Genomic DNA, 24,595 nt, shown 5'->3' on the forward strand with positions numbered 1-24,595 from the left:
GGCCAGGCGTGGCCCGGCCGGGGAGTCGCCGCCGGTGGCCCGGGCGGGCCAGACTCCCCGGCAAGCGAGCGAAAGGGGCTGCGACGTGGCGGCGTTCCAGAACGAGGCCGAGGTGTACGAGTACCTGGGCGGGGTCTTCCGGTTGGGCATGGAGGACGCGGCCCTCGTCGAGAAGCTGAGGCCGTCCGGGGTGGTCCTGCGCATCACCTACTCCGACCCCGAGGCCGTGCTGACCGTGGACATGCCGAACTCGGAGATCCACGAGGGCGCGGGCAACGGCCCGGAGCCGAACGTCGAGCTGTTCATGAGCGCCGACACCGGCAACCGGTTCTGGCTCGGCAAGGTCGTGCTGCCGGTGGCGCTGGCGAAGGGCCAGGTCCGCGCGAAGGGCCCGGTCGCCAAGCTGCTCAAGGTGCTGCCGCTGGCGAAGGGCCTGTTCGGGCCGTACAAGGGCATGCTCGAGGAGAAGGGCCGCGCGGACCTGCTGGCCGCGTGAGCTCCCCCGCGTAGCACGATCCGGTGAGGTCCGGGCACACCCCGGCGCCCGGGCCGCACCGATGATCAATACTCCCTGCGGGCCCACCACGGGCCCGTCCCCGGGAGGCGTGGCGTGGACGGAGAGCAGACGGGGTCCGGCGAGCGGACCGCGGGCGGGCTGCCCGAGACGCTCTTCCTCGACGTCCGGATGTGGACCTCGCTGCGCGGCCGGCTGCACGACTTCACGACCGTGGTGTGCGACGCCCCGGACCCCGTGCCCCGGGACGTCGACGAGTGGCACCGCTGGGCCACGGAGTACCTGCAGGTCGTCGCCGAGAAGGACGGCTGGCAGCCGGGCCGCTACTACTACCGCGCGGAGATCCGGGACGACGCCGACCGCACGGACGAGGTGCTCATGCAGAACCACTGGGAGTACCGGACCTGAGTCGCCGGAGCCGGGGACCGGCCCGTTGCGGCCGCGCGGCGGCGTCCTCCAGTCGGCGCAGCAGCTTCTTGACGTCGCCCCACGGCGTCGCCGTGTAGTGCGGCCGCTCGCGCAGGTTGCGGCTGTCGGCGCCGTAGCGCGGCGCCAGGATCGCGATGAGGGTCAGGACCGAGAGCAGGATCGTCGCTGTCATGGCTCCACTCTGACAGTATTGGCCTGGTTCTCCATGGCCAATTTCGCGGAGGTGGACTGGGTGGACCCCCTGGATCCCGGCACTCGCCGGATCGGTGGCCCGAGCTTCGCCCGACTGCTGGGTACCTGGCGGCCGGACGACCAGCGCGGGCTGGCCGCGGCGCTGACCGAGCGCGTCCGGCTCCTCATCCTGGACGGCCGGCTCCCGCTCGGCACCCGAATTCCGGCGGAGCGTGAGCTCGCGGCCGCCCTGGACGTCAGCCGGACGACGGTGGCCGCCGCCTACGAGGCCCTGCGGGCCGACGCCTTCCTCGAGAGCCGGCGCGGCTCCGGCAGCTGGACCCGCGTCCCGGGACCCACCGGCGCCGCCGCCGCCGAGACCCCGTTCTCGCCGCTCACCGGGGGCGGGCTCACCGACCTCGCGCACGCGGCGCTCGCCGCGCCGACGGACGCGATCCGGCGCGCCGCCGCGGCGGCCGTGGCCGAGCTCGACGGGCACATCTGCGGCCACGGCTACACCCTCTCCGGCATCCCGGCGATGCGGGAGGCGGTGGCGCGGCGCTTCACCGAGCGCGGCGTGCCGACGACACCGGACCAGATCCTGGTCACCTCCGGTGCCCAGCACGCGATCGCGCTGGTGCTGACGCTGCTGGCCGGGCCGGGCGACCGGGTTCTCGTCGAGCACCCGACCTACCCGAACGCACTCGACGCGATCCGCAGCCGCGGCGCCCGGCCCGTCCCGGTGCCGCTGAGCCCCGGGGACCGGGAGCCGGCGTGGGACCTCGACCTGCTCACCGCGACGGTGCGGGACACCCATCCCGCCCTGTGCTACCTGGTCCCGGACTTCCACAACCCCACGGGCGCGGTGATGCCGCCGGAGATCCGCCAGGGCGTGGTCTCCCTGGCGCGGCGCACGCGCACCCCCATCGTCGTCGACGAGACCCTGACCGAGCTGCCGCTCGACGTCCCGGTGCCCGACCCGGTCGCCCGGCACGCACCGGACTCGGCGCTGCTGATCACGATCGGCTCGGCGAGCAAGGTGTTCTGGGGCGGGCTGCGCATCGGCTGGATCCGCACCTCGGCCTCGCTCGTGCGCCGGCTGGCCGCGCTCCGGCCGTCGATCGACCTCGGTGGGGCGGTGCTCGACCAGATCGTGACGGCCCGGCTGCTGGGCGAGGTGGAGGCGGTGGTGACCGAGCGGCAGGAGACGCTGCGCATGGCCCGCGCCGACCTGCAGCGCCGACTCGCCGCGGACTTCCCGCAGTGGCGACCCAACCACCCGTCGGGCGGGTTGAGCCTGTGGGTGGACCTGGGCCAGCCGGTGTCGAGCCTGCTGGCCGGCGCCGCCCGCCGGCACGACGTCCTGCTGGCCGCCGGGCCCCGGTTCGGCGTCGACGGCGCCTTCGAGCGGTACGTCCGGCTGCCCTACACGTTGCGCCCCGAGCAGGCCGCCGCCGCGCTCGATCGGCTCACGGCGGCGTGGCAGGGTCTGCGGCACCAGCCGGACCGGGCGGCGGCGGACCAGATCGCCGTGGCGTGAGCGAAGTGCGGATCTGTGGTCCGGACCGCTGACCCGGGGCCGCCGGACCCGTAGAGTCCTGAACGATCGATCGATGAGGAGGATGGAAGTGGGCACTCGGAGCGGACCCCTCGCGGGCGTACGGGTCGTCGAGCTCGCGGGCATCGGACCCGGGCCGCACGCGGCGATGATCCTCGGCGACCTGGGCGCCGAGGTGGTCCGGATCGACCGGCCGGGCGGCCTGAAGATCGGCGGCGACGTCGACCCGACCCTGCGCGGGCGGCGGCGCGTGGCCGCGGACCTGAAGACCCCGGAGGGCCGCGAGACGGTGCTCAAGCTCGTCGAGAAGGCCGACGTGCTGCTCGAGGGCTACCGGCCCGGCGTCACCGAGCGGCTCGGCGTGGGCCCCGCGGACTGCCACGCGCGCAACCCGCGCCTGGTCTACGGCCGGATGACCGGCTGGGGTCAGGACGGACCGATGGCGGACCGGGCCGGCCACGACATCAACTACATCTCGCTCACAGGCGCGCTGCACGCCATCGGGCGCGGGAACGGCGAGCGCCCGGTACCGCCGCTCAACCTGGTCGGCGACTTCGGCGGCGGCTCGATGCTGCTGGTCATCGGCGTTCTCGCGGCGCTGTACGAGGCCCGCGGCTCCGGCGAGGGCCAGGTCGTCGACACCGCGATGGTCGACGGCGCCAGCCTGCTCGTGCAGATGGTGTGGGGGATGCTCGGGCAGAAGTTCTGGCAGGACCAGCCGGCCAGCAACATGCTCGACGGCTACGCCCCCTTCTACGACACCTACACCTGCGCCGACGGCAAGTTCATGGCCGTCGGGGCGATCGAGCCGCAGTTCTACGCCGAGCTCCTCAAGGGCCTGGAGATCGACCCCGCCGAGCTGCCGCCGCAGATGGACATCCCGTCCTGGCCGGCCATCAAGGAGCGGTTCACCGAGGTCTTCAGGACGAAGACCCGCGACGAGTGGGCCGCGATCTTCGACGGCACGGACGCCTGCACCACCCCGGTGCTGGCCTTCGGCGAGGTGGCGCAGCACCCGCACATGGCCGCCCGGAACACGATCGTCAGCCCGGACGACACCCCGCAGGTCGCCCCGGCCCCGCGCTTCTCGCGCACCCGGACCGAGGTCCCGGGCCGGCCCGCCGAGCCGGAGTCCGTCGACCAGGTCCTGGCCGACTGGACCTGACGTCCACTCGTCGAACGACGAAGGCCCCCTCCGGATCCCGGAGGGGGCCTTCGTGTGCCGGCGCACCGGCGGGACGATCAGACGGTGTCGTCGACCAGCAGGTTGCGGGTGCGGTTCGGGTCGACCGGGATACCCGGGCCCGTGGTCGTCGAGACGGTGATCTTCTTGATGTAGCGGCCCTTCGCCGCGGACGGCTTGGCCCGCAGGATCTCGTCGAGAGCGGCGCCGTAGTTCTCCACCAGCTTCTCGGTGTCGAACGAGGCCTTGCCGATGACGAGGTGCAGGTTGGCCTGCTTGTCCACCCGGAAGTTGATCTTGCCGCCCTTGATGTCGCTGACGGCCTTGGTGACGTCCGGGGTGACGGTGCCGGTCTTCGGGTTCGGCATCAGGCCGCGCGGGCCGAGGATGCGGGCGATGCGGCCGACCTTCGCCATCTGGTCGGGGGTCGCGATCGCGGCGTCGAAGTCCAGCCAGCCGCCCTGGATCCGCTCGATCAGGTCCTCGGCGCCGACGACGTCCGCACCGGCGGCCTCGGCCTCGGCGGCCTTGTCGCCGACCGCGAACACGATGACGCGGGCGGTCTTACCGGTCCCGTGGGGCAGGTTCACGGTCCCGCGGACCATCTGGTCGGCCTTGCGCGGGTCGACGCCCAGCCGCATGGCGACCTCGACGGTCGCGTCCATCTTGCTGCTCGAGGTCTCCTTGGCCAGCTTGGCGGCCTCGAGGGGCGAGTACAGGGTGTCGCGGTCGATCTTGGCCGCGGCCTGCTCGTAGATCTTGCTGCGCTTTGCCATCTTCAGTCCTTCTCGAAGATCGTGGTAGGAGCCGCGCCCGGCTCTCCCACGCGTGCTGAGTGGGTCAGTTGACCGTGATGCCCATCGACCGGGCGGTGCCGGCGATGATCTTCGCGGCCTGGTCCAGGTCGTTGGCGTTGAGGTCGCGCATCTTGGTCTGCGCGATCTCCCGCACCTGGTCCATGGTCACGGAGGCAACCTTGGTCTTGTGCGGCTCGCCGGAGCCCTTCTCCACGCCGGCCGCCTTGAGCAGCAGCTTCGCGGCGGGCGGGGTCTTGAGCTCGAAGGTGAACGAGCGGTCCTCATACACCGAGATCTCGACCGGCACCACGTCGCCGCGCTGGGCCTCGGTGGCGGCGTTGTACGCCTTGCAGAACTCCATGATGTTCACGCCGTGCTGACCCAGCGCGGGGCCGACCGGCGGGGCCGGCGTGGCCGCGCCGGCCTTGATCTGGAGCTTGATGATCGCGGAGAGCTTCCGCTTCTTGGGTGGCATCCTTGTTTCCTCGTGATCGTCCTACGCGCCGCGGACCTGCCCGCCGCGGCGGAGTTCGTGCACCGTCAGATCTTGGAGACCTGACTGAAGGCCAGCTCGACGGGCGTCTCGCGGCCGAAGATGGACACGAGCACCTTCAGCTTCTGCGCGTCGACGTTGACCTCGTTGATCGTGGCCGGGAGGGTCGCGAACGGGCCGTCCATGACGGTGACCGACTCGCCGACCTCGAAGTCGACCTCGACCTGGGCTCCGCCGCCGGTGCCGGCGGTCGCACCGCCCGTGCCCGCGGTCGCGGCGGCCTTCTCCTTCGGCGCCTCCTGCTTGGGCAGCAGGAACTTCAGCACCTCGTCCAGGGCCAGCGGCGACGGCCGCGAGGTGGCCCCGACGAAGCCGGTGACGCCCGGGGTGTTGCGGACGGCGCCCCACGACTGGTCGTTGAGCTCCATCCGGACCAGGATGTAGCCGGGCAGCACCTTGCGCTGCACCTGCTTGCGCTGGCCGTTCTTGATCTCGGTGACCTCCTCGGTGGGCACCTCGACCTGGTAGATGTAGTCCTCGACGTCCAGGGTCTGCACCCGGGTCTCGAGGTTCTGCTTCACCTTGTTCTCGTAGCCCGCGTAGGAGTGGACGACGTACCAGTCGCCGGGGGCGCGGCGCAGCGCCTGCTTCATCTCCTCGACCGGGTCGACCTCTTCCTCCGGCGCCTCGACGGCACCGGCAGCGCCCTCGCCGTCCGCGCCCTCGCCGTCCGCGCCCGCCTCGAGGTCGCCCGGGTCGGCCTGCGCCTCCCCGGTCGGGACGGCCGCGGCCGCGTCGGAGCCGAAGTCGACCTCCCCGGCGTCCGTGAGGGCGTCCTCCGCCTCCTCGGCCTCGACCGCCTCGGCGGCGGTGTCGGTGTCGGCGGGGTCGATGCCGCTGTCCGAGCTGTCGGAGGCCTCGGCGCCGTAAGCCACCTCGACGTCGGTGTCCTGCACCGTCGTCTCGTCCTCGGCCGGCCGGCCGTCTGGGGAGGTCACGTGCTTCTCGCTTCCTTCGTCAGCGTCATCGTGCTCGATCGGGGTCCCGGGTACAAGGTTAGGCGCCGAACAGGGCCTGCACGCCCAGCCCGAACACCCAGTCCAGGAGCGACACGAGCGCGACCATGAAGGCGACGAAGATGAGCACGACGATCGTGTAGGTCACCAGCTGCTTGCGCGTGGGCCAGATGACCTTGCGCAGCTCCGCCACGACCTCGCGGAGGAAGCGGACCAGTCTGGCGACGGGCGACGCCTTGCGCGGCGCCCCGCCACCTCGCGAGGGCGTCGGGCGGCCCTTGCCCGGCGCGGTGACCGCGCCGGAGCCGGACGAGGACGACGTGCGCCGCCCGCGGCGGTCGGCCGCGGACGTCGGGCGCTCCCGCCCGGTCTCCCGCTCGTCGCTCACACTCGTCCTCACCGGCGGGCAGACGCCCGCCCCCTCGTCTCGTTCCTGCTGTCGTCCCAGGTGGCAGGGGTGACAGGACTTGAACCTGCAACCTGCGGTTTTGGAGACCGCTGCTCTGCCAGTTGAGCTACACCCCTACGCTGCCCCGGCCCGTCACGTCGGGGACCCGACGGGTTCGGAGCAGGCACACCGGAAGATCCGGTGCGCCCGGCGAAGGAGAGTGTACGGCACCCGGTCCGGGGCCCTTCACCCGCGGCCCCCGGGGAGCGTCCGACAGGGCCTGCGGGGCCGAAACCCGCTCGCGCGAGCATACGCGGGGTGCGCGAGGATGAGGGCCATGTCCGCACCCAGTGCAGCCTCTTCAGCGCAGAAGCCACGGATCTCCGCCCGCATCGGGGGGATCGCCGAGTCGGCGACCCTCGCCGTCGACGCGAAGGCCAAGGCGCTCAAGGCCGAGGGCCGCCCGGTGATCGGCTTCGGCGCCGGCGAGCCGGACTTCCCCACCCCGCCGGCGATCGTGGCCGCGGCGCAGGAGGCGGCCGCGGACCCGCGCAACCACCGCTACTCCCCCGCCGGCGGGCTCCCGGAGCTCAAGGCCGCGATCGTGGAGAAGACCAAGCGGGACTCCGGCTACGAGATCGCCGCGAACCAGGTCCTGGTGACCAACGGCGGCAAGCAGGCCGTCTACCAGACCTTCGCCACCCTGCTCGACCCGGGCGACGAGGTCATCCTCCCGGCCCCGTACTGGACCACCTACCCCGAGGCGATCGCCCTGGCCGGCGGCGTGACCAAGGTCGTCGTCACCGGACCCGAGGCGGACTACCTGCCCTCGGTCGACCAGCTCGAGGCCGCGCGCACCCCGGCCACCAAGGCGCTGCTGTGGTGCTCGCCGTCGAACCCGACCGGCGCCGTGGCCCCCCGCGAGCTCACCGAGGCCGTCGGCCGCTGGGCCGTGGAGCACGGCATCTGGGTGGTCACGGACGAGATCTACGAGCACCTGGTCTACGACGGCGCCGAGGCCGTCTCGATGCCCGTCGCCGTGCCGGAGCTGGCCGACACCTGCGTGGTGCTCAACGGCGTGGCCAAGACCTACGCGATGACCGGCTGGCGGGTCGGCTGGATGGCCGGCCCCGCGGACGTCGTCAAGGCCGCCACCAACCTGCAGAGCCACCTGTCGTCGAACGTCGCCAACGTGTCGCAGCGGGCCGCGATCGAGGCGCTGACCGGCCCGCTCGACGCGGTCGACGAGATGCGCACCGCCTTCGACCGCCGCCGCCGCACGATCGTCGAGCTGCTCTCGGCGATCCCGGGCGTGCAGTGCCCCACCCCGAAGGGCGCGTTCTACGCCTACCCGGCCGTGGGCGAGCTGCTCGGCAAGCAGATCCGCGGGCAGAAGATCGAGACCAGCCTCGACCTGGCCGCCGCGGTGCTGGAGCACGCCGAGGTCGCCGTGGTGCCGGGCGAGGCGTTCGGCACCCCCGGCTTCTTCCGGCTGTCCTACGCCCTGGGCGACGACGACCTGAAGACCGGCGTCGAGCGGATGGGCGCGCTGCTGCGCGAGGCCCAGTAGGGGCGGACACGACACGAGGGGCGGGCGCCGGTCGCGGCGCCCGCCCCTCGCGCGTGGGGGGACCTACTTGTCGAGCTCGGCCAGGGCGGCGAGCGCGGTGGCGCGCTGGAAGTACTTCCACTTCGCCAGGTCGCCGACCGACTTGATGCCGAGGGCGGCCAGCGCCTCGTCGTGCTTCTCGGTGAGGCCCTCGAGAGCCGACGGCGGGGCCTTGAGGATCTCGGCGGCCGTCTTCTCCTCCCAGGCCTTGTCCACCAGCTTCCCGAACTTCACGTTGGTGCTCCCTCCGTGCGGTGCGGGCCCTCGCGGACCCGGGACGGAAGGCAGCATCGACCCCGACGACGATCACGGCAACCGGAGACGCACGGTGCCTCAGTCGGGGAGGACGACCTCCGCGGTGGCCCTACCCAGCACGGACTTGCCCTCGAACAGGGCCTTGACGTCGATCCGCGCGACGCGGACACCGTCCGACCCGGTGACGTCCGCGACCGTCCCCGTGAACTCCACGAGGGCGCCGGTGTCGTCGTCCGGGACGACGACGGGGCGGGTGAAGCGGGTGCCGTAGCTGCGGACCAGGGAGGCGTCGCCGATCCAGTCGGTGACGACCCGGCCGGCCACGGCCATGGTCAGCATCCCGTGCGCGATCACGCCGGGCAGCCCGGCGACACCGGCGACGCGGTCGCTCCAGTGGATCGGGTTGAAGTCGCCCGAGGCTCCGGCGTAGCGGACCAGGTCCGTGCGGGTGAGGTGCACGCGCAGCGGCGGCAGCTCGTCGCCCTTCTGCACCGCGGCGGGGTTCGGCGGGGTGCTCATGCCTGGGTCACCAGCAGCGAGCTCGTGGTGGCGACGGGTGCCCCCTCGGCGTCGGCGACCTCGCAGCGCAGGGTCAGCATGTGGCTGCCCGCGCGGGTGCGCAGCTCGTCGACGTGGATGGTGGTGAACAGCTCGTCCCCGCCGTGGATCGCGCGGTGGAAGGTGATGCGCTGGTCGCCGTGGACCATCCGCGTGTAGTCCCAGCCGAAGTCGGGGTCCCGGAGGAACGCCTCGATCAGCGGCATGGTGAAGGTCGTCGAGAACGTCGGCGGCGCGACCAGGTCGGGGTGACCGGCCGCGCGCGCGGCGTCGAGATCACGGCTGAGCGGGGAGGTGTCCCCGATCGCCGCGGCGAACTCGCGGATCTTCTCCCGGCCGACCTGGAAGGGCCCGGCGGCCGGGAGGGAACGGCCGACGAAGGACTCGTCGGGCACTGCCGACCCGTCCGGACTCAGCGGGTCTCGCGGTGGGCGCGGTGCGTGCCGCAGTTCGGGCAGAACTTCTTGATCTCGAGCCGGTCGGGATCGTTGCGCCGGTTCTTCTTGGTGATGTAGTTCCGGTGCTTGCACTGCTCGCACGCCAGCGTGATCTTCGGCCGGACGTCGGTGGCCTTCGCCATCGCGGGTGCCTCCTGCTTAATTCCTGCTTCGAGCTCGGATCGTGTGTGTAGCGGTGGCCGGACTTGAACCGGCGACACAGCGATTATGAGCCGCTTGCTCTACCGACTGAGCTACACCGCCTCGCGAAGCCGGTCACACCTACCTCGCTGGAGCCCCTTTACGGAATCGAACCGTAGACCTTCTCCTTACCATGGAGACGCTCTGCCGACTGAGCTAAAGGGGCGGCACGCCCTCCGAGGACTTCCCCGTCGGACCTGCAGAACTCTACACAACCCCCTCCGCGGGCCGCCAACCCGGGGGTGCCCCTCCCCGTTTCCGCAGCTCGACCGCCGTGACCGCCCGAAGTTGCCCCCGAAGGGGCGTGACGCAGACCGTCGACGGGGTGTGCGAGGCACCCGGCAGGCGCGTGCGGCACCCGCCGGGTGTGCGAGGCACCCGGCAGGTGTGCGAGGCAACCGGCAGGTGTGCGAGGCAGCCGGTGGGTGTGCCGGGCGGTCGGCGGGTGCGCGAGGCACTCGGCGGCTATGCCGGGCGGCAGGAGCGGGCGCGGGCAGCTCGAGCACTCGCCATGACGGCATCACACATCCGGCGGACGCACTCGGCGAGGCGCCTCACACCCGTTGCGGAGCGCTCGCACATCCGGGAGGTCGGCGACACATCCCGTCGACAGGATGTGGCGCGCATCTCCGGGTGTGGCGCCGGGACACGGCGCGGAGCCTTCCCCGGTCCGACCGCGCCCGGCGGTCTCCATCGTGAGTGACCACGGTCGACCGCCGTTCCGGACCGAGATCGGAGACCTCCCACATCCGAAGGAGCGCGACGCACGCCGGCGACGGGGTGTGCGAGGCACCCGACGGGTGTGCCGGGCGGCAGGAACGGGTGCGCGAGGCCCGGCTGGATGTGGACGACCTCGACGGGTGTGCCGCGCGCGGCAGGAGCGGATGTGCGAGGCCCGGGCGGATGTGGACGACCCGGCCGGGTGCGCAAGGCGGCAGGAACGGGTGCGCCAGGTCCAGATGGATGTGGACCGGCCGGTCTGGCGCGGGGACGGGCGGAGCGTCGCGGGCGGAGCGGTGTCGTCACGCCGATGAGTCGGCCTGCGCGACACCACCCCGATCCACCCGCTCACCCGACGACCCCGCGCGGGTCGCGGTGGCCGCCGTGTCACCAGGAGGACTTGGTGACTCCGGGCAGCATCCCGGCGTGCGCGAGCTCACGCAGGCGCACCCGCGAGACGCCGAACCTCCCCACGTACCCGCGGGGACGGCCGTCGGTCGAGTCCCGGTTGCGGACGCGAGTCGCGCTGGCGTCGCGGGGCCGGCGGCGCAGCTCGCGCACCGCCGCCTCCCGCTCGGCCTCCGGCGTCGAGGGCCGGGCGATGATCCGCTTCAGCTCCCGGCGCCGCTCCGCGTGGCGGGCCACGATCTCCTTGCGCCGCTCGTTGCGGGCGATCTTCGCGGTCGTCGCCATCAGACCTTCTCCCCCCGCGCGCGGATACGCGCCACCGCGGCGTCGACGCCGATCCGGTCGACCAACTTGATCGCCTTCGCCGAGAGCCGGAGCCGGACGTGCCGGTTCTCCGACGGCAGCCAGTAGCGACGGTCCTGCACGTTCGCGTCGAACCGGCGCGGGCTGCGCCGGTGCGAGTGCGAGACCCGTCGGCCGAACCCGGGCTCGCGGCCGGTCAGCTGACACCTGCGGGACACGCCCTCACCCCCGCCCTGCGTTCGGGGAGGGCAGCAGGGCCATCTCCCGCGCGTTGCGGATCGCGACGGCCACCTGGCGCTGCTGCTGCGGCGTCAGGCCGCTTCGCCCGTGCTGTGCCGATCGCGATCTCGCACGCTCGATCGCGTGCGAGCCCGGATCTTGCCGCGGTCGGAGACGAAGGTCCGCATGGAGCGCGGTGTCCTTCCAGTCGACCTCGGTCAGGCCCCGGGCGTGCAGCGGGTCGACCTTCTTCCGCAGGGGGCGGACGGGACGCATCCTCACCGCTCCTCGCGGAACTCGACGTGTCGGCGGACCACCGGGTCGTACTTGCGCAGCACGAGCCGGTCGGGGTCGTTGCGGCGGTTCTTGCGGGTCACGTAGGTCGTGCCCGTGCCGGCGGTCGAACGCATCTTCACGACGGGACGCACGGCGGTGGACTTGGCGGCCACGCCACCCTCCTCTCGTATTGGGAACGATTGTCATTTACGGTAACACTCGCCGACCCCGTCCCCTTCCCGAGGAGGCCCCATGCCCGACACCGAACTGCTCGTGGTCACGGGCCTGAACGCCGAGGGCGTGGAGCGTGTCGTCGCCCGGCTGCGCGCCGCCGACCCGGACGTCGTGGTCGTGCACCACGCCCTGCAGGACCTCGCCCGCGGGCGGCTGCACCGGCGGATCCGCGACCGCGACACCGACACCCGGACCGAGCTGGAACTGGCCCACGGCTGCGTCTCCTGCACGCTGCGCGAGGACCTCCTGCCGACGCTGCGCCGGCTGGCGGGGCGGGTCCGCCGCGTCGTGCTGCACCTCGATCCCGCGCTGGAGCCCGAGCAGGTGTGCTGGGCGCTGGCGCACGTCCTGGTCGACGACGTCGTGCTCACCGACCTCGTGGACCTGCGTGGGGTGATCACCGCGATCGACGCCGCCACCTGGCTCGACGACGCCACCGGCGACGAGCCCGTCGCCGAGCGCGGCCTCGCCGACCTGCCCGACGACGAGCGCACGGTCGCCCAGGTCGCCGTGGCGCAGGCCGAGTTCGCCGACCTCCTCGTGCACACCGGCGCCGCCCCGGCCTGGGAGCAGGCCCGCGTCGACGCCGTGCTCGAGCGGCTGGCGCCCACGGCCCTGCGCCTCCGCCTCGCCGAGCTCGACGACGACGGGATCCTGCTGCGCCGCGCCCGCGCCGGTGCCCGTCGCGGCCGGCCGGACGACGTCCACGGGCCGTTGCTGCGCGGCGCTCCGCCGCTGACCGCCGACTGCGGGGTGCGGCTGCTCGTCTTCTCCGCGCGCCGACCCTTCCACCCCGACCGGCTGCACGAGGCGATCGACCTGCTGCTGGACGGCGTCGTGCGGACCCGCGGGCGGATCTGGCTCGCCACCCGGCCGGACGACGTCCTGTGGCTGGAGTCCGCCGGCGGCGGGCTGCGGATCGGGTACGCCGGCGAGTGGCTCGCCGGGCAGGAGCCCGGAGCCTGGGACGACGTGTCCGACGAGCGGCGGGCGCTCGCCGCGCTCGGCTGGCACCCGCGCTTCGGCGACCGGGCACAGGACGTCGTCGTGCTGGCCCACGCGCTCGACGGCGACGGCCTCGACGCGATCGAGGCCGGGCTGCGGTCCGCCCTGCTCACCGACGCCGAGCTCGCCGCCGGTGAGGAGACCTGGCCGGCGCTGCCCGATCCCTTCGGGTTCTGGCACACCGACCCCTGCGGCGACCCCGAACCCGCAGGCCACGACCCGGCCGGCCGAGAGGCCGGGCGGTCCCGAGGAGAGGAGTCCTGATGGCCGTTCCCACGCGGCGGACCTCGCGCAGCAACACCCGGTCACGGCGGGCGCAGTGGCGCCGTGCGGTGCGCGACACCGCACCCGACCTGGTCCCGGTCACCGTGGACGGGCGGCGGCACCTGGTCCCGCGCCGGCTGCTGCCCGCGTACCGGCGAGGCCTGCTCCACCCCGAGGGGTAAGGCACGCCCTCAGGTAAGGGCGTCGGGGCGCCCGTGGGACGGCGTGACCGACCGATGTCCGCGGCGGCCCCTCAGGCGGAGTGTCATCGTCATGGTCTTCCTGCAGACGATGGTCGACGAGCACCGCAGCGCCCTCCTGGCCGAGGCCGACCGCATCCGCCTCGCCCGGCTCGCCCGGCTCTGGCGGAGGGGCCGCCGCGAGCCGCCGCGCGCACCGCGGTTCCCCGCGCCCCCGCCGGTGCCGCACGAGAAGTCCGAGACGTCCGCGGCGGTGTCGGTCACGGGGCAGTGCCGCGCGGCGTGAGGGGGACGCTCCGCGCGGACGGCACGGAACTCGCGCGGAACCGTCGGGGGCGCGTGCGAGCATGACGTCCGTGCCACGTCCGGGGGTGGGGATCGGGCTGGTCGGCCGGGGGGCCGAGCGGTCCGTCCTCGCGGCTGCGCTCGATCGGGCGCGCTCCGGGCGGGGCACGGGCGTCCTGCTGTCCGGGGACGCCGGGGTGGGGAAGTCCCGGCTGATCGCCGAGCTGTCCGCCGAGGCGGGTGCCGCGGGCGCGCTCGTCCTGCTCGGGCGGTGCATCGAGACCGCGGGCGTGGAGCTGCCGTACCTGCCGTTCACCGAGATCGTCGGCCGGCTGCTCGCCGAGCACCCGGAGCTGGCCGCGCGGCATCCCGGGCTGCTGCGGCTCGTTCCCGGCGAGTCGGCCGCGGAGCGCGGCGGCCGTGAGCTGGGCCAGTTGCAGGTGTTCGAGGCGCTGCTCTCCGCCCTCGACACGGTCGCCGGTGAGGGACCGCCCGTGCTGCTGGTCCTCGAGGACCTGCACTGGGCGGACCGGTCGAGCCGCGACCTGCTCGTCTTCCTGCTGTCCCGGCTCGGCGCGGGTCGGCTGCTCGTCGTGGCCACCTACCGGGCGGACGACCTGCACCGGCGACACCCGCTGCGGCCGGTGCTCGCCGAGCTGGTGCGGCTGCCCGCCATCGAGCGGCTGGAGCTCGCGCCGCTGCCGCCGGCGGACGCGCTCGCCCTGGTCACCGCCCTCGCCGGCGGTCTCGGGCTGGAGGAGCGCGAGCTGCACCGGCTGGCCCGGCGCAGCGAGGGCAACGCGTTCTTCGCCGAGGAACTGGTGTCGGCGGCCGGGGGCGGCGGCGGGCTGCCCGAGGCGCTCACGGACGTCCTGCTGGCGCGGTTCGAGCGGCTGCCGACACCCGCGCGGCAGGTGCTGCGGGTCGCCTCGGTGGCCGGCCGCAGCGTCGCCGACGCGACGTTGGCCGAGGTCAGCGGGCTCGGCACCGCGGAGTTCGAGGAGGCCGTCCGCGAGGCGGTGGCCCATCACGTCCTCGTGCCGGACGAGCGGGGCGATCTCGCCTTCCGGCACGCGCTGCTGCGCGAGGCGGTCTACGGGGACCTGCTGCCCGGCGAACGGGCGCGGATCCACTCCCGCTACGCCGACCTGCTGTCCACGCGGCTCGAGCAGCCCGCGCCGCCGGGCCGCCCGTCGCCCGTCGGCGCCTCGCCCGCGGCCGCCCTCGCCCACCACGCCCTCGCCGCGCACGACCTGCCCCGCGCGCTCGCCGCCTCCGTGCGCGCGGCCCGCGAGGCCGACCGGGTGGGGGCGCCGGCCGAGGTCCTGCGGCACGCCGAACGGGCCGTCGAGCTGTGGTCCGCGGTGCCCGGGGCGGAGGCGGTCACCGGCACGGACGAGATCACCGTCACGCTGTGGGCGGCGTACGCGGCGAGCGCGACCGGAGACCCGGACCGCGGCATCGCCCTGAGCAGCCGCGCCCTCGAGCTGGCCGACGCCACCGCGGACCGTGCGCGCGCCGCCGAGGTCCGGGTCCGGCACGCCATCCGGCTGCTCGAGCGCACCGAGGGCACCGCGGCCGCGGCGGCCGCCGTCCGGGAGGCGATCGACCTCCTCGCAGAGGGTCCGCCCACCGCCGATCTCGCCTGGGCGCACGCCGTCCTGGCCCGCGCGCTCTGGCGCGCGGACCACGTGCCCGGCGTTCGCGAGCACGGCGAGGCCGCCCTGCGGATCGCGCAGGAGGTCGCCGCCGCCCTGCGCGCGGGCACCGCCGCGCCGCACGGCGAGCACGGGGACGCGGACCCGGAGACGGCCCTCGCCGAGGCGCTGCAGGACGTCGCGGCCGCCGAGGCGGACGCGCTGATCAGCCTGGCCGTCGTCGAGGAGTTCGAGGGCCGCGGCCCGCGCAGCCGGGAGCTGCTGTCCGAGGCGCTGCCGCTGGCCCGCGGCTCGGGGAACATCGGCGTCGAGCTGCGGATCTTCTACAACCGGGGGATGTCGCTCCTGGAGGAGGGCTCCGCGGCCGCGGCGGCCGCGGAGTTCGCGGCGGGTGGCCGGCGGGCCACCGAGACCGGGACCACGTGGAGCGGCTACGGCATGGACATGCGGGTCGCCCGGCTGATGAGCGAGTTCGTCGCCGGCGACTGGGACGCCGCGGAACGGACCGCCCGGCTCGGCGGCGCGATGGTGGCACCGGTCGTCGCCGGCCGGCTCGCCGCCGCGGGTCTGCTGGTCGAGGTCGCGCGCGGCCGGCTCACGGAGGCCGAGCGGCGCTGGGCCGAGCTGGACTCCCGCGAGCAGGAGGACGACCAGGTCGTCCTCCTGCTCGGCGGGGCCGGCGTCGAGGCGGCGCTGTGGCGGGGCGAGCCGGCGGAGGCGCTGCGCCGGGCGGAGACCGCCCTCGCCGACCTCGACCGCCTCGTGCCGCACCACATCGCGGCGATCATGCTCGCCGCGCTCGGCCTCGGCGCCCTGCCCGAGGGCGCGCACGAGCCGGCCGAGCGGCTCCTCGCGAGCGCGGAGGAGGCGGCCGAGAAAGGCATCCCGCGGTCGGGCTCCCTGGGCGTCGAGGGGCGGGCGTGGCTGGCCCGGGCCCGCGCCGAGCGGGACCGGGTGCACGGCGAGGCGGACGCGGCCACGTGGACGGGCGTGCTCGATGCGTTCGGCTACGGCGAGCCGTACCGGGAGGCCGAGGCGCGGGTCCGGCGCGCCGAGGCCCTGCTCGCCGCCGCCGGCCGCACCGAGGACCGGGCGGCGGCCGCCCGGCTCCGGGAGGAGGCCGTCGCGGACCTCGACGCCGCCGTCGCCACCGCCGACCGGCTCGGCGCGGACCCGCTGCGCGCGCGGGCCGCGGACGTCCGGGAGCGGGCGGGGTCGCGGCGGACGCGGTCCGAGCCCGTCGCGGACGGGACCGGCCCCCTCACCCCGCGGGAACGCGCGGTGCTGGCGCTGGTGGCCGAGGGACGCACGAACCGGCAGGTCGGCGAGGCCCTCTACATCAGTGAGAAGACGGTCAGCGTGCACCTGTCCCGGGTCATGGCGAAGCTCGGCGCCGCGGGCCGCACGGACGCGGTGGCGATCGGGTACGAACGGGGGCTCATCCCTCCCCGATCTACCGTTCAGTAACTATGGTGTGCGTGGCGCCGGTCACCGCGGACCGGCAGGAGGGACCGCACGCATGTCCACTGACGCAACCACCACGGATCCGACGGCCGTCGGCCCGGGCGGGCGCCCGGACCTCTCGGACGTCGAGGGGTTCTGGACCGTGCCCGTCGAGGAGCGGGCCGCCGCCTTCGCCTGGCTGCGCACCAACGAGCCGATCCCCTTCTACCCCGAGCCGGACTTCGGCCACCTCGAGCCGGGCCCGGGATTCTTCGCGCTGACCCGGCTCGACGACATCGTCGAGGCCAGCCGGACCCCGCAGGTCTTCACCTCGGGCTCGGGCTCGACCTCGGTCGTCGACCAGCCGCCGGAGTTCGCGGAGTTCTTCGGCTCGATGATCAACATGGACGACCCGCGGCACGCCCGGCTGCGCCGGATCGTCTCGCGCGGCTTCACCCCGCGCCGGCTCGCCCAGCTCACGGAGGACGTGCAGCGGTCGGCGACCCGGATCGTCGACGACGTGATCGACCGCGGCGAGTGCGACGCCGTCACCGAGATCTCCGCCCGGCTGCCGCTGAAGATCGTCTGCGACATGATGGGCATCCCCGAGAGCCAGCACCGCTTCGTGTTCGACCGCACGAACGTGATCCTCGGGGCGCAGGACCCGGAGTACGTGCCGGAGGGCACGGACGTCATCACCGCCCTGCTCACCGCGGGCGGCGAGCTCGCGGCCCTGATGAAGGAGCTCGGCGCGGCGCGGGAGAAGAACCCCACGGACGACGTCACGTCCGCGCTCGTCAACGCGGAGATCGACGGCGAGCGCCTCACCCCGGACGAGCTGGCCAGCTTCTTCGTCCTGCTGGTGGTGGCGGGCAACGAGACCACCCGCAACGCGATCAGCTGGGGCCTGAAGTTCCTCACGGACAACCCGGACCAGCGCGCCGCCTGGCTCGCCGATCTCGACGGCGTCACCCCGACCGCGATCGACGAGATCGTCCGGCTCGCCTCGCCGGTGATCTACATGCGGCGCACGCTCGCCCGGAATGCGGTGCTCGGCGGCAAGGAGCTGGCGGCGGGCGACAAGGTCGCCCTCTTCTACTGGGCGGCGAACCGCGATCCCGCGCACTTCCCCGACCCGGACCGGTTCGACGTCCGGCGCTCGCCGAACCCGCACGTCGGCTTCGGGGGCCCCGGCCCGCACTTCTGCCTGGGCGCCCACCTGGCCCGCCGGGAGATGGCGGTGATGTTCCGCGAGCTGCTCACCCGGGTCCCGGACATCCACGTCACCGGGGAGCCGCAGCGGCTGCGGTCCATGTTCATCAACGGCATCAAGCACCTGCCCGTCGCGTTCACCGCCGGAGGGGCCCGGTGATCTACCCCGAGGTGCCCGTCGGCGCGGTCCTCGCCGGTTCCGCGCGGCGCTACGGCGACCGCGCGGCCGTGCACTACTACGGCCGCGACCTGACCTACACCCAGCTGTTCGCACGGGCCTCGGCCTTCGCGCACGCGCTGCGCGAGCAGGGCGTCGGCCGCGGCGATGTGGTCGCGATCCACCTGCCGAACTGCCCGCAGTACGCGATCGCCTACTACGGCATCCAGCTCGCCGGGGCGACCTTCACCCCGGCCAACCCGCTGCTGCCGCCGGCGGACCTGGCGGCCCAGCTGGCCGACGCCGGCGCGGTCGCGCTGGTGAGCTGGGAGGCCGCGTACCCGACGTTCGCCGCGGTGCGCGACCAGACGCGCGTCAAGTTCGCGCTGGTCACGAACCGGGAGCAGGCCGTCGACCCGACCGTGCGGCTCACCGCGGCCGGTGCGACGGACTTCGAGGAGTTCCACGCGCAGGCGCCCACCGAGCCGCCCGCCGTGGAGATCGACGTCCACCGCGACCTCGCCCACCTCGCCTACACGGGCGGGACCACGGGGCGGTCGAAGGGTGTGCAGCTGCCGCACCGCAACGTGGTGGTCAACGTCCTGCAGTACGCGTGCGCGGGCTCCGGCGCCCGGCCGGAGCTCGACGAGCAGGGCGGCCTCGTCCTCGTCGACCAGGGCCCGCCCGAGGAGTTCCCGGTGCGGTTCGGCACCGCCGCCGTCGTCAACATCACGCCCTGGTTCCACGCGATGGGCACGGTGGGCGGGCTCAACATCCCGCTGCTCTCCGGCACCACCAGCGTGCTGCACGAGCGGTTCGACCCGGCCGCCTACCTGGCGGACGTCGAGCGGTTCCGGGCCACCTCGATGGGCGGTGCCCCGCCGCTCTACGCCGCGCTGCTGCGGCACCCGGACTTCGCCACGCGGGACCTCTCCTCGGTCCGCGCACTCAGCTCGGGAGCCGCTCCGCTGCCGGTGGAGCTGATCGAGGCACTCCAGCGCCGGCTCGGCGAGGACCTCGTGATCGTCGAGGGCTACGGACTCACCGAGGTCACGATGGGCGCGACCCAGAACCCGAGCGCGCGCTCCGCGGTCCGCAAGGCCGGCACCGTCGGCCCGCCCGTCGCCGACACCGAGATCCGGATCGTCGACGACGAGGGGAACCCGGTCCCGACCGGCACCGAGGGCGAGGTCTGCATCCGCGGCCCTCAGGTCATGGTCGGGTACAAGGACCGGCCGGAGGAGACCGCGGCGGCGCTGCGGGACGGCTGGCTGCACACGGGCGACGTCGGCGTGCTCGACGAGGACGGGTACCTGCGGATCGTCGACCGCAAGAAGGACATGCTGCTCTACAAGGGCTACAACGTGTACCCCCGCGAGCTGGAGGAGCTGCTGTTCCGGCAGCCGGGTGTGGTCGGGGCGGCGGTCGTCGGCCGGCCGGACGTGAACGTCGGAGAGCTGCCGGTGGCGTTCGTGGTGGCGCCGGGCCGCACCGAGGCCGAGGCCGCACAGCTCATGGAGGCGGTGAACGCGCAGGTCCTGCCCTACAAGCGGCTGCGCGAGATCCGGCTGGTCGACGAGATCCCGGTGTCGGCGGCGGGGAAGGTGCTCAAGCGGGAGCTGCGGGAACGGTTGTAGGGGAGATCGGTCCGCCCGACCGGTCGGCCGAGCGCCGGGGTCGCACTCGTCAGGGCGGATCACACCGATCGGGTGAGGCGGCCGGGGTGCGTTAACGGCGGTGTGTGACATCACGATGAACCGGACGTGACCGTGCTGCCCGCCACCCCGGCCCGTCGCCCCGTGCCGGGTCCGTGCCACGCCCGTCGGGAGGAGCAGCCCACGGTCGCCCTTCCGGCGGTTCCGCGGCCGCGGGTGCCGGGGCACGGTGGGTTCCCGGACCGGCGAGCGCGACCTGGCCGCTCGCCCCTTCCGGGTGCACACCGGGCACAGCCCGACCCGCACGAGGTGCTCCGCCTTCCCGCGGCGCCCGCGTCGGCGGAGCGGCTGCTGCGTCCGGTGGCGATCCAGCACGCCGACCGACGCACGCTCAGGGCGTCCCCGGTGGTGCACGGTGCCGCCACGGCGGCCTACACGGTCGCGGCCCGGGCGGGCAGCCTGGCCACCCTCGCGGCGATGCTGGTGCTCGGTGGCGCCGTGGCCGCGTCGGCCGACGGCACGGTGCCGAGCGGCCCCGCAGCGACCACGGTGACGACCCTGCAGGACCCCGCGGGGATGCCGACGGAGTGACGGCCGGTCGCCCCGGGACGGTCAGGCCGCGACGCCGTCCTGGTTGAGCGGGGTCTTCAGCACGTGGTCGACCAGCCGCATGACGAGCTGGCCGCCGCCGAGCCGGTACCCGAACTCCTCCCAGGTCAGGAGCTCGCGGGAGAGCACCTCACCGACGGGGCCGGGGTACAGCCGGGTGACCCGGAACGCGGCCGCGCGCAGCCGCATCTTCTCGTGATGGTCCATGGGGACGGGACTCATTCCACTCACCTCCGTGGAGGAAGGACGTGCGGGCCGGCGCGCGCTCAGCGCTGAGTCGCCATCCGTGGTGTCCCATCGTGACCCACCCCGTTTACCGGCAGGTGTCATGGTACCCGAAGAGTGACGAGGCTCTCACTCTGAGCGCACGAGCTGTCAGAACGCGACTACCCCACGCGCACATGATCACTCGGCGGGTGGTCCACGCCACACCGGCGGATCTGCTGCGGGCCCTACGGTTCCGGGCATGAGCACCCGCACGACCGACGTCCTGTGGAGCGACGTCGAGGACGTCTACGCCGCGATCCTGGCCCACCCGTTCGTCACCGGACTGACGGACGGCACGCTGCCGCACTCGGCCTTCCGGCACTACATCGTGCAGGACTCCCACTACCTGCGCGGCTACGCCCGCGCGCTCGCCCTGTGCGCGGCGAAGGCGCCGGACGAGGACGACCTGGCGATGTTCTGCGCGCACGCCGGCGGCGCGATCGCCGCGGAGCAGGAGCTGCACACCGAGCTGCTCGGCAAGCTGGACCTGACCGCCGAGCAGGCGATGGCCCTGCCGGTCGCCCCGGCCACCCAGGCCTACGTCAGCTACCTGCTCGCCACGGCGTACTCCGGCTCGTACGCGGAGGCGGTCGCGGCGGTGCTCCCCTGCTACTGGATCTACGCGAAGGTCGGCGAGCACCTGGTCGAGGTTGGATCCCCGGACCCGCTGTACGCCCGGTGGATCGGCACGTACGGCGGTGCGGAGTTCCAGGCCGTCGTCGACGCCGTGCTGGCCGCGACGAACCGCCTGGGCGAGTCGGTCTCCGACGCCGAGCTCGCCCGGATGCGGGCGCACTTCACGACGACCAGCCGCTACGAGTGGATGTTCTGGGACGGCGGCTACCGCGAGGAGGGCTGGCCCGTCTGACCCCGCCGTGCGCGTGAGCGGTGCTCCGGCACCACTCACCGCGCACGCGGCGCGTCCGCCGGTCAGCGCCGGTCAGCGCCGGTCAGCGCCGGTCAGCGCCGGTCAGCGCTGGTCGAAGCGGTCCGGGATGAGCAGGTGCAGGACGAAGCCGACGATCGCGACGACGATGGCGCCCCAGAAGCCCGGCCAGAAGCCGTCGACGACGAAGGGCAGGCCGATCCGCGAGGCGAACGTGCCGACCAGCCAGAACAGCAATGCGTTGACGACCAGCCCGAACAGCCCGAGCGTGAGGATGTACAGCGGGCAGCTCAGGATCTTGATCACGGGCTTGAGGAACGCGTTGACCAGCCCGAAGATCAGCGCGACCAGGACCAGCGTGCCCACCCGGGCGCCCGTCGAGCTGCCGCCCAGCTCGATGCCGTCGACCAGCCAGGTCGCGACCCACAGCGCGACCGCGACCACGACCACCCGGACGACGAACGCGAGGACCCAGGAGCCCTCGCGCTCGTCCACCCAGCTCACGAGCCCTCCTCGCTGGCGCTCGTCGGTCGCGTTCGCGGCGCTGCTGTGTTGAGTGGTGAGCTCGCAAGCTCGCTCACGAGACCACCGCCTGGGACACCAGCACCCGCAGCTGCGGGCGGATCGGGTAGGTGCTCGACGGCATCAGCTGGGTCATGAACACGACGGAGAGCTCGTCGACCGGGTCGACGTAGAAGGCGGTGCTGGCCAGCCCGCCCCAGCCGTACTCGCCGAGCCCCTGCAGCTGCTTGCCCGCCGCGGGGTCTACCACGACCGAGAACCCCAGCCCGAAGCCCGTGCCCTGGTAGGTGGACTCCGCGAAGATCGGCCGACCGATGGTCTCCAGGTCGGCGCCGCCGGGCAGATGGTTGCGCGTGGCGTAGGCGAGGGTGCGCGGGCCGAGCAGGCGCACGCCGTCGAGCTCGCCGCCGCGGGCGAGCATCTGGGTGAAGCGGTGGTAGTCGTACAGCGTCGAGGCGAGCCCGCCGCCGCCGGACAGGAAGGTCGGCTCCCGGGTGATGGCCTCGGCCATCGCGCCGCTGCGGACCAGCCCGCCGCCGGGCTTCGGCACGTACAGCGTGGCGAGCCGCCCGAGGTCCTCCTCGCCCGAGACGTGGAAGCCGGTGTCGGTCATGCCGAGCGGGTCGAGGATCCGCTCGCGGAAGAAGGCCGCGAGCGACATGCCCGAGGCGACCTCCACGACCCGGCCCAGCACGTCCGTCGAGACGCTGTAGTTCCACTCGGTGCCCGGCTGGAACAGCAGCGGGATGCTCGCCCAGGTGTCGCAGGCGGTGGCGAGGTCGTGCCCGCGCGGCGCACCGAACTCGTGGCCCTTGCCGCGGTACATCTCGTCGACCGGGTGGGCGTGGTGGAAGCCGTAGGTCAGGCCGGACGTGTGGGTGAGCAGGTGCCAGACCCGGATCGGCTCGACCACGGGGTCGGTGCCCGGGTTGAGCGCGGAGCCCGACCGGTAGACGCGGGTGTCGGCGAAGGACGGGATGTACCGCGAGACCGGGTCGGTGAGCTCGAGCGCGCCCTCCTCCCACAGCATCAGCGCGGCGACCGAGGTGATCGGCTTGGTCATCGAGTAGATGCGCCAGATGGTGTCGTCGGTGACCGGGAGCCCGGCCTCGACGTCTCGGAGCCCGTGGTGCGCGACGTACGCGACCTTGCCGCGGCGGGCGACGGCGACGGACCAGCCGGCGAGCCTGCCGGAGTCGACGTACTTCGCGAAGTGGGTCCCGATGCGGTCCAGCCGCTGTGCGTCGAGCCCGACCTCGTCCGGCTCGACCTCGGTCTTCAGAGCGCTCACGATCGCGACACTACCCACCATCAGCGGGCGGGTGTGAGCACCGCGCGGCCGAGCCAGCGGCAGGCCAGCAGGGCCAGCTCGAGATCGATCCTGCCCTCGGTGAGGGGACGGCCGCGCTCCCGCTCGGCGCGGCCCACCCGGTAACGCACCGAGTTCTTGTGCATCGTCAGCTGCTCGGCCGCCGTGGTGTAGCTGCCGCCCGCGGCGAGGAACACCCGCAGCGTCTCGCGCAGCCGGGCGCGCTGCGGGTCGTCCGCGGCGAGGCCGCCGAGCGTGTCGGCCACCCAGGTGCGCGCGGCCTCCAGGTCGGCGCAGAGCAGGGCCACGGCGCCGACGTCCGTGAAGGTCGTCAGGGTCCGGGCGTCGTCGCCGGCGGCGAGGGCCACGGTCTGCGCCCGGACGGCCTGCCGGTGGCTCTCGCGGAACCCGGCCACCCCGGTCCCCGGGTCGCCGACGGCGAAACGCACGGCCGGCCCGCCGTCCTCGGCGAGGGCCTCCACGGCCCGGGACAGGTCGGCCACCCCGGCCTCGCGGCCCAGGGGGAGCCAGGCCCAGGTCGTCGCGTGGTCGTAGGCCACGCAGAGCGGACGGCCCCGGCAACCGGTCCGCTCGGCCAGCGCCCGGACGAGCCGGACGACGGCCGCACCCTCCCCCTCGCCGGACCAGGCCACGAGCGCGAGGTGCCGGCCGCGCAGCCCGTAGCCCAGGGTGGTCTCGAGCGCGTCGAGGTCCGCCGGGCCGTCGCCGTCGAGCAGCGCCCGGACCCGGCCCGCGCGCAGCGTGTCCCGGTTGGCGAGCCAGCGCTCGCGCTCCTCCTCGTAGACCTCGGCGACCTGCTGACAGATCCAGTCGACGTAGCCGAAGGTGTCGCCGACCATCTTGCGGGCGACACCGAGCGCCACCACCGGGTCCTCCCGGCGCCGGTCGAGCTCGGCGAACATCCAGCGCAGCAGCCGGTCGTGGCCGACCCGGTAGGCGCGCAGCAACGCGTTGACCGGGACCCCGCGCTGGGCCAGCCGGCGCGCGTACTCGAATGCGGCCGACGGCGGTTCCATCCGCTCGGCCGGGATCTCGTGCGCGAGCATGTGCAGGATCGTCTCGACGTTGCCCTCGACCGAGGCGCCGAGCAGCTCGACGATCCGCGGGTCGCCGTCCAGCTCGGCGATCTCCGTGGCCATCAGCTGGCGCAGGTCGAGCGCGATCTCGACGACGCGGCGGCCCAGGGCCACGGCGATCGCCCGCACGCAGCCGCCCACCTGGGCGAGCCCGGCCGGGGAGACGTCCGTCGACGGTGGCGGCACGCCCCCACAGTACGTCCTGCCGAACGTTCGGCAACTGCCCGCACGGGCGAGCCCGGCCGGGCGCGACGCCG

Annotated in this window: 29 protein-coding genes, 3 tRNA genes and 1 pseudogene; 13 read left to right on the plus strand and 20 right to left on the minus strand. The window is 73.8% G+C overall.

The annotated features are described in order from the left end of the window. The first annotated feature begins 85 nt into the window (after positions 1–85). Together ABD990_RS26665 and ABD990_RS26670 are read left to right on the plus strand one after the other, a co-directional pair. Positions 86–496, plus strand: a complete 411-nt coding sequence (locus ABD990_RS26665; protein WP_345383500.1) for a sterol carrier protein — start codon at positions 86–88, stop codon at positions 494–496. A 114-nt stretch (positions 497–610) separates the two neighbouring features. Next, entirely contained in the window at positions 611–922 is a 312-nt protein-coding gene (locus ABD990_RS26670; protein WP_345383501.1) for a hypothetical protein, read from the plus strand. Here ABD990_RS26670 and ABD990_RS26675 read toward each other — a convergent pair. Continuing rightward, positions 891–1,115: a hypothetical protein gene (locus ABD990_RS26675; RefSeq protein ID WP_345383502.1), complete on the minus strand. Its 225-nt coding sequence runs from the start codon at positions 1,113–1,115 to the stop codon at positions 891–893. The genes ABD990_RS26670 and ABD990_RS26675 overlap by 32 nt on opposite strands. An 18-nt stretch (positions 1,116–1,133) precedes the next feature. Between ABD990_RS26675 and yczR the strand changes: the two genes are divergently transcribed. Both yczR and ABD990_RS26685 read left to right on the plus strand, forming a co-directional pair. After that, positions 1,134–2,654, plus strand: coding sequence for a MocR-like transcription factor YczR (gene yczR, locus ABD990_RS26680; RefSeq protein ID WP_345383503.1), 1,521 nt, complete (start codon positions 1,134–1,136; stop codon positions 2,652–2,654). An 88-nt stretch (positions 2,655–2,742) separates the two neighbouring features. After that, positions 2,743–3,837, plus strand: coding sequence for a CaiB/BaiF CoA transferase family protein (locus ABD990_RS26685; protein ID WP_345383504.1), 1,095 nt, complete (start codon positions 2,743–2,745; stop codon positions 3,835–3,837). Between the two features lie 77 nt (positions 3,838–3,914). On the opposite strand, the gene rplA is transcribed toward ABD990_RS26685, so the two are convergent. From rplA to ABD990_RS26710, 5 genes are all read right to left on the minus strand, one after another. After that, a complete protein-coding gene (gene rplA / locus ABD990_RS26690) occupies positions 3,915–4,631 on the minus strand; it encodes a 50S ribosomal protein L1 (RefSeq protein ID WP_345383505.1) in 717 nt (238 codons plus the stop codon). A 64-nt stretch (positions 4,632–4,695) separates the two neighbouring features. Then, a complete protein-coding gene (rplK, locus tag ABD990_RS26695; RefSeq protein ID WP_345383506.1) occupies positions 4,696–5,127 on the minus strand; it encodes a 50S ribosomal protein L11 in 432 nt (143 codons plus the stop codon). Between the two features lie 65 nt (positions 5,128–5,192). After that, positions 5,193–6,143, minus strand: a complete 951-nt coding sequence (gene nusG / locus ABD990_RS26700; RefSeq protein WP_345383507.1) for a transcription termination/antitermination protein NusG — start codon at positions 6,141–6,143, stop codon at positions 5,193–5,195. A gap of 58 nt (positions 6,144–6,201) precedes the next feature. Further along, on the minus strand, positions 6,202–6,549 hold the full coding sequence (gene secE, locus ABD990_RS26705; protein WP_345383508.1) for a preprotein translocase subunit SecE: 348 nt from the start codon (positions 6,547–6,549) through the stop codon (positions 6,202–6,204). Positions 6,550–6,610: 61 nt separating this feature from the next. Then, a tRNA-Trp gene (locus tag ABD990_RS26710) sits at positions 6,611–6,686 on the minus strand. Between the two features lie 200 nt (positions 6,687–6,886). Here ABD990_RS26710 and ABD990_RS26715 point away from each other — a divergent pair. Continuing rightward, positions 6,887–8,119 carry a pyridoxal phosphate-dependent aminotransferase gene (locus ABD990_RS26715; RefSeq protein WP_345383509.1) on the plus strand — a complete coding sequence of 411 codons (1,233 nt, stop codon included), beginning with the start codon at positions 6,887–6,889 and terminating at the stop codon, positions 8,117–8,119. 63 nt (positions 8,120–8,182) lie between these two features. Here ABD990_RS26715 and ABD990_RS26720 read toward each other — a convergent pair whose 3' ends face one another. From ABD990_RS26720 to rpmG (ABD990_RS26765), 10 genes and pseudogenes are all read right to left on the minus strand, one after another. Further along, on the minus strand, positions 8,183–8,392 hold the full coding sequence (locus tag ABD990_RS26720; RefSeq protein WP_345383510.1) for a hypothetical protein: 210 nt from the start codon (positions 8,390–8,392) through the stop codon (positions 8,183–8,185). 99 nt (positions 8,393–8,491) lie between these two features. Next, on the minus strand, positions 8,492–8,932 hold the full coding sequence (locus ABD990_RS26725) for a MaoC/PaaZ C-terminal domain-containing protein (RefSeq protein ID WP_345383511.1): 441 nt from the start codon (positions 8,930–8,932) through the stop codon (positions 8,492–8,494). Next, positions 8,929–9,366: an FAS1-like dehydratase domain-containing protein gene (locus ABD990_RS26730; RefSeq protein WP_345383512.1), complete on the minus strand. Its 438-nt coding sequence runs from the start codon at positions 9,364–9,366 to the stop codon at positions 8,929–8,931. The genes ABD990_RS26725 and ABD990_RS26730 overlap by 4 nt, the downstream gene beginning before the upstream one ends. 17 nt (positions 9,367–9,383) lie before the next feature. Beyond that, complete coding sequence (rpmG, locus tag ABD990_RS26735; RefSeq protein WP_232869006.1) at positions 9,384–9,551, minus strand: 50S ribosomal protein L33; 168 nt, start codon at positions 9,549–9,551, stop codon at positions 9,384–9,386. Positions 9,552–9,599: 48 nt separating this feature from the next. After that, positions 9,600–9,672: transfer RNA gene (locus ABD990_RS26740), tRNA-Met, on the minus strand. Positions 9,673–9,699: 27 nt separating this feature from the next. Next, positions 9,700–9,775: transfer RNA gene (locus tag ABD990_RS26745), tRNA-Thr, on the minus strand. Between the two features lie 941 nt (positions 9,776–10,716). Next, entirely contained in the window at positions 10,717–11,022 is a 306-nt protein-coding gene (gene rpsN, locus ABD990_RS26750) for a 30S ribosomal protein S14 (RefSeq protein WP_345383513.1), read from the minus strand. Further along, a complete protein-coding gene (gene rpmB / locus ABD990_RS26755) occupies positions 11,022–11,258 on the minus strand; it encodes a 50S ribosomal protein L28 (RefSeq protein ID WP_345383514.1) in 237 nt (78 codons plus the stop codon). Before rpmB ends, rpsN begins: the two co-directional genes overlap by 1 nt. Positions 11,259–11,262: 4 nt before the next feature. After that, a pseudogene (gene rpsR / locus ABD990_RS26760) lies at positions 11,263–11,535 on the minus strand (30S ribosomal protein S18). A gap of 2 nt (positions 11,536–11,537) precedes the next feature. Further along, positions 11,538–11,687: a 50S ribosomal protein L33 gene (rpmG, locus tag ABD990_RS26765; protein ID WP_269323010.1), complete on the minus strand. Its 150-nt coding sequence runs from the start codon at positions 11,685–11,687 to the stop codon at positions 11,538–11,540. A gap of 100 nt (positions 11,688–11,787) precedes the next feature. Here rpmG (ABD990_RS26765) and mrf point away from each other — a divergent pair, with 100 nt between their 5' ends. The 7 genes from mrf (at position 11,788) to ABD990_RS26800 (ending at position 20,239) form a co-directional block, all read left to right on the plus strand. Continuing rightward, positions 11,788–13,038: a ribosome hibernation factor-recruiting GTPase MRF gene (gene mrf, locus ABD990_RS26770; RefSeq protein ID WP_345383515.1), complete on the plus strand. Its 1,251-nt coding sequence runs from the start codon at positions 11,788–11,790 to the stop codon at positions 13,036–13,038. Beyond that, a complete protein-coding gene (gene rpmF, locus ABD990_RS26775; RefSeq protein ID WP_345383516.1) occupies positions 13,038–13,220 on the plus strand; it encodes a 50S ribosomal protein L32 in 183 nt (60 codons plus the stop codon). Before mrf ends, rpmF begins: the two co-directional genes overlap by 1 nt. A gap of 91 nt (positions 13,221–13,311) precedes the next feature. Continuing rightward, positions 13,312–13,524, plus strand: coding sequence for a hypothetical protein (locus ABD990_RS26780; RefSeq protein ID WP_345383517.1), 213 nt, complete (start codon positions 13,312–13,314; stop codon positions 13,522–13,524). A gap of 70 nt (positions 13,525–13,594) precedes the next feature. After that, a complete protein-coding gene (locus ABD990_RS26785; RefSeq protein WP_345383518.1) occupies positions 13,595–16,648 on the plus strand; it encodes a helix-turn-helix transcriptional regulator in 3,054 nt (1,017 codons plus the stop codon). Positions 16,649–16,700: 52 nt separating this feature from the next. Further along, positions 16,701–17,996: a cytochrome P450 gene (locus tag ABD990_RS26790; RefSeq protein WP_345383519.1), complete on the plus strand. Its 1,296-nt coding sequence runs from the start codon at positions 16,701–16,703 to the stop codon at positions 17,994–17,996. Continuing rightward, positions 17,993–19,630 (plus strand): class I adenylate-forming enzyme family protein, encoded by a 1,638-nt coding sequence (locus tag ABD990_RS26795; protein ID WP_345383520.1) that lies wholly within the window; start codon positions 17,993–17,995, stop codon positions 19,628–19,630. Before ABD990_RS26790 ends, ABD990_RS26795 begins: the two co-directional genes overlap by 4 nt. 327 nt (positions 19,631–19,957) lie before the next feature. Next, the gene (locus tag ABD990_RS26800; RefSeq protein WP_345383521.1) at positions 19,958–20,239 is read left to right on the plus strand and encodes a hypothetical protein; all 282 of its coding nucleotides are present in this window, start codon (positions 19,958–19,960) and stop codon (positions 20,237–20,239) included. Positions 20,240–20,260: 21 nt separating this feature from the next. Here the strand turns inward: ABD990_RS26800 and ABD990_RS26805 are convergent, their stop codons facing one another. Beyond that, on the minus strand, positions 20,261–20,479 hold the full coding sequence (locus ABD990_RS26805; protein ID WP_037046035.1) for a hypothetical protein: 219 nt from the start codon (positions 20,477–20,479) through the stop codon (positions 20,261–20,263). A 244-nt stretch (positions 20,480–20,723) separates the two neighbouring features. Here ABD990_RS26805 and tenA point away from each other — a divergent pair, with 244 nt between their 5' ends. Continuing rightward, complete coding sequence (gene tenA, locus ABD990_RS26810; protein ID WP_345383522.1) at positions 20,724–21,392, plus strand: thiaminase II; 669 nt, start codon at positions 20,724–20,726, stop codon at positions 21,390–21,392. A 102-nt stretch (positions 21,393–21,494) separates the two neighbouring features. On the opposite strand, the gene ABD990_RS26815 is transcribed toward tenA, so the two are convergent. The 3 genes from ABD990_RS26815 to ABD990_RS26825 form a co-directional block, all read right to left on the minus strand. Continuing rightward, a complete protein-coding gene (locus ABD990_RS26815) occupies positions 21,495–21,914 on the minus strand; it encodes a phage holin family protein (RefSeq protein ID WP_345383523.1) in 420 nt (139 codons plus the stop codon). 73 nt (positions 21,915–21,987) lie between these two features. Further along, entirely contained in the window at positions 21,988–23,223 is a 1,236-nt protein-coding gene (locus tag ABD990_RS26820) for a serine hydrolase domain-containing protein (protein ID WP_345383524.1), read from the minus strand. A 20-nt stretch (positions 23,224–23,243) separates the two neighbouring features. Beyond that, positions 23,244–24,524: a PucR family transcriptional regulator gene (locus tag ABD990_RS26825; RefSeq protein WP_345383525.1), complete on the minus strand. Its 1,281-nt coding sequence runs from the start codon at positions 24,522–24,524 to the stop codon at positions 23,244–23,246. Positions 24,525–24,595: the final 71 nt, after the last annotated feature.

It is taken from the genome of Pseudonocardia yuanmonensis, assembly GCF_039542425.1.
Lineage (GTDB): Bacteria > Actinomycetota > Actinomycetes > Mycobacteriales > Pseudonocardiaceae > Pseudonocardia > Pseudonocardia yuanmonensis.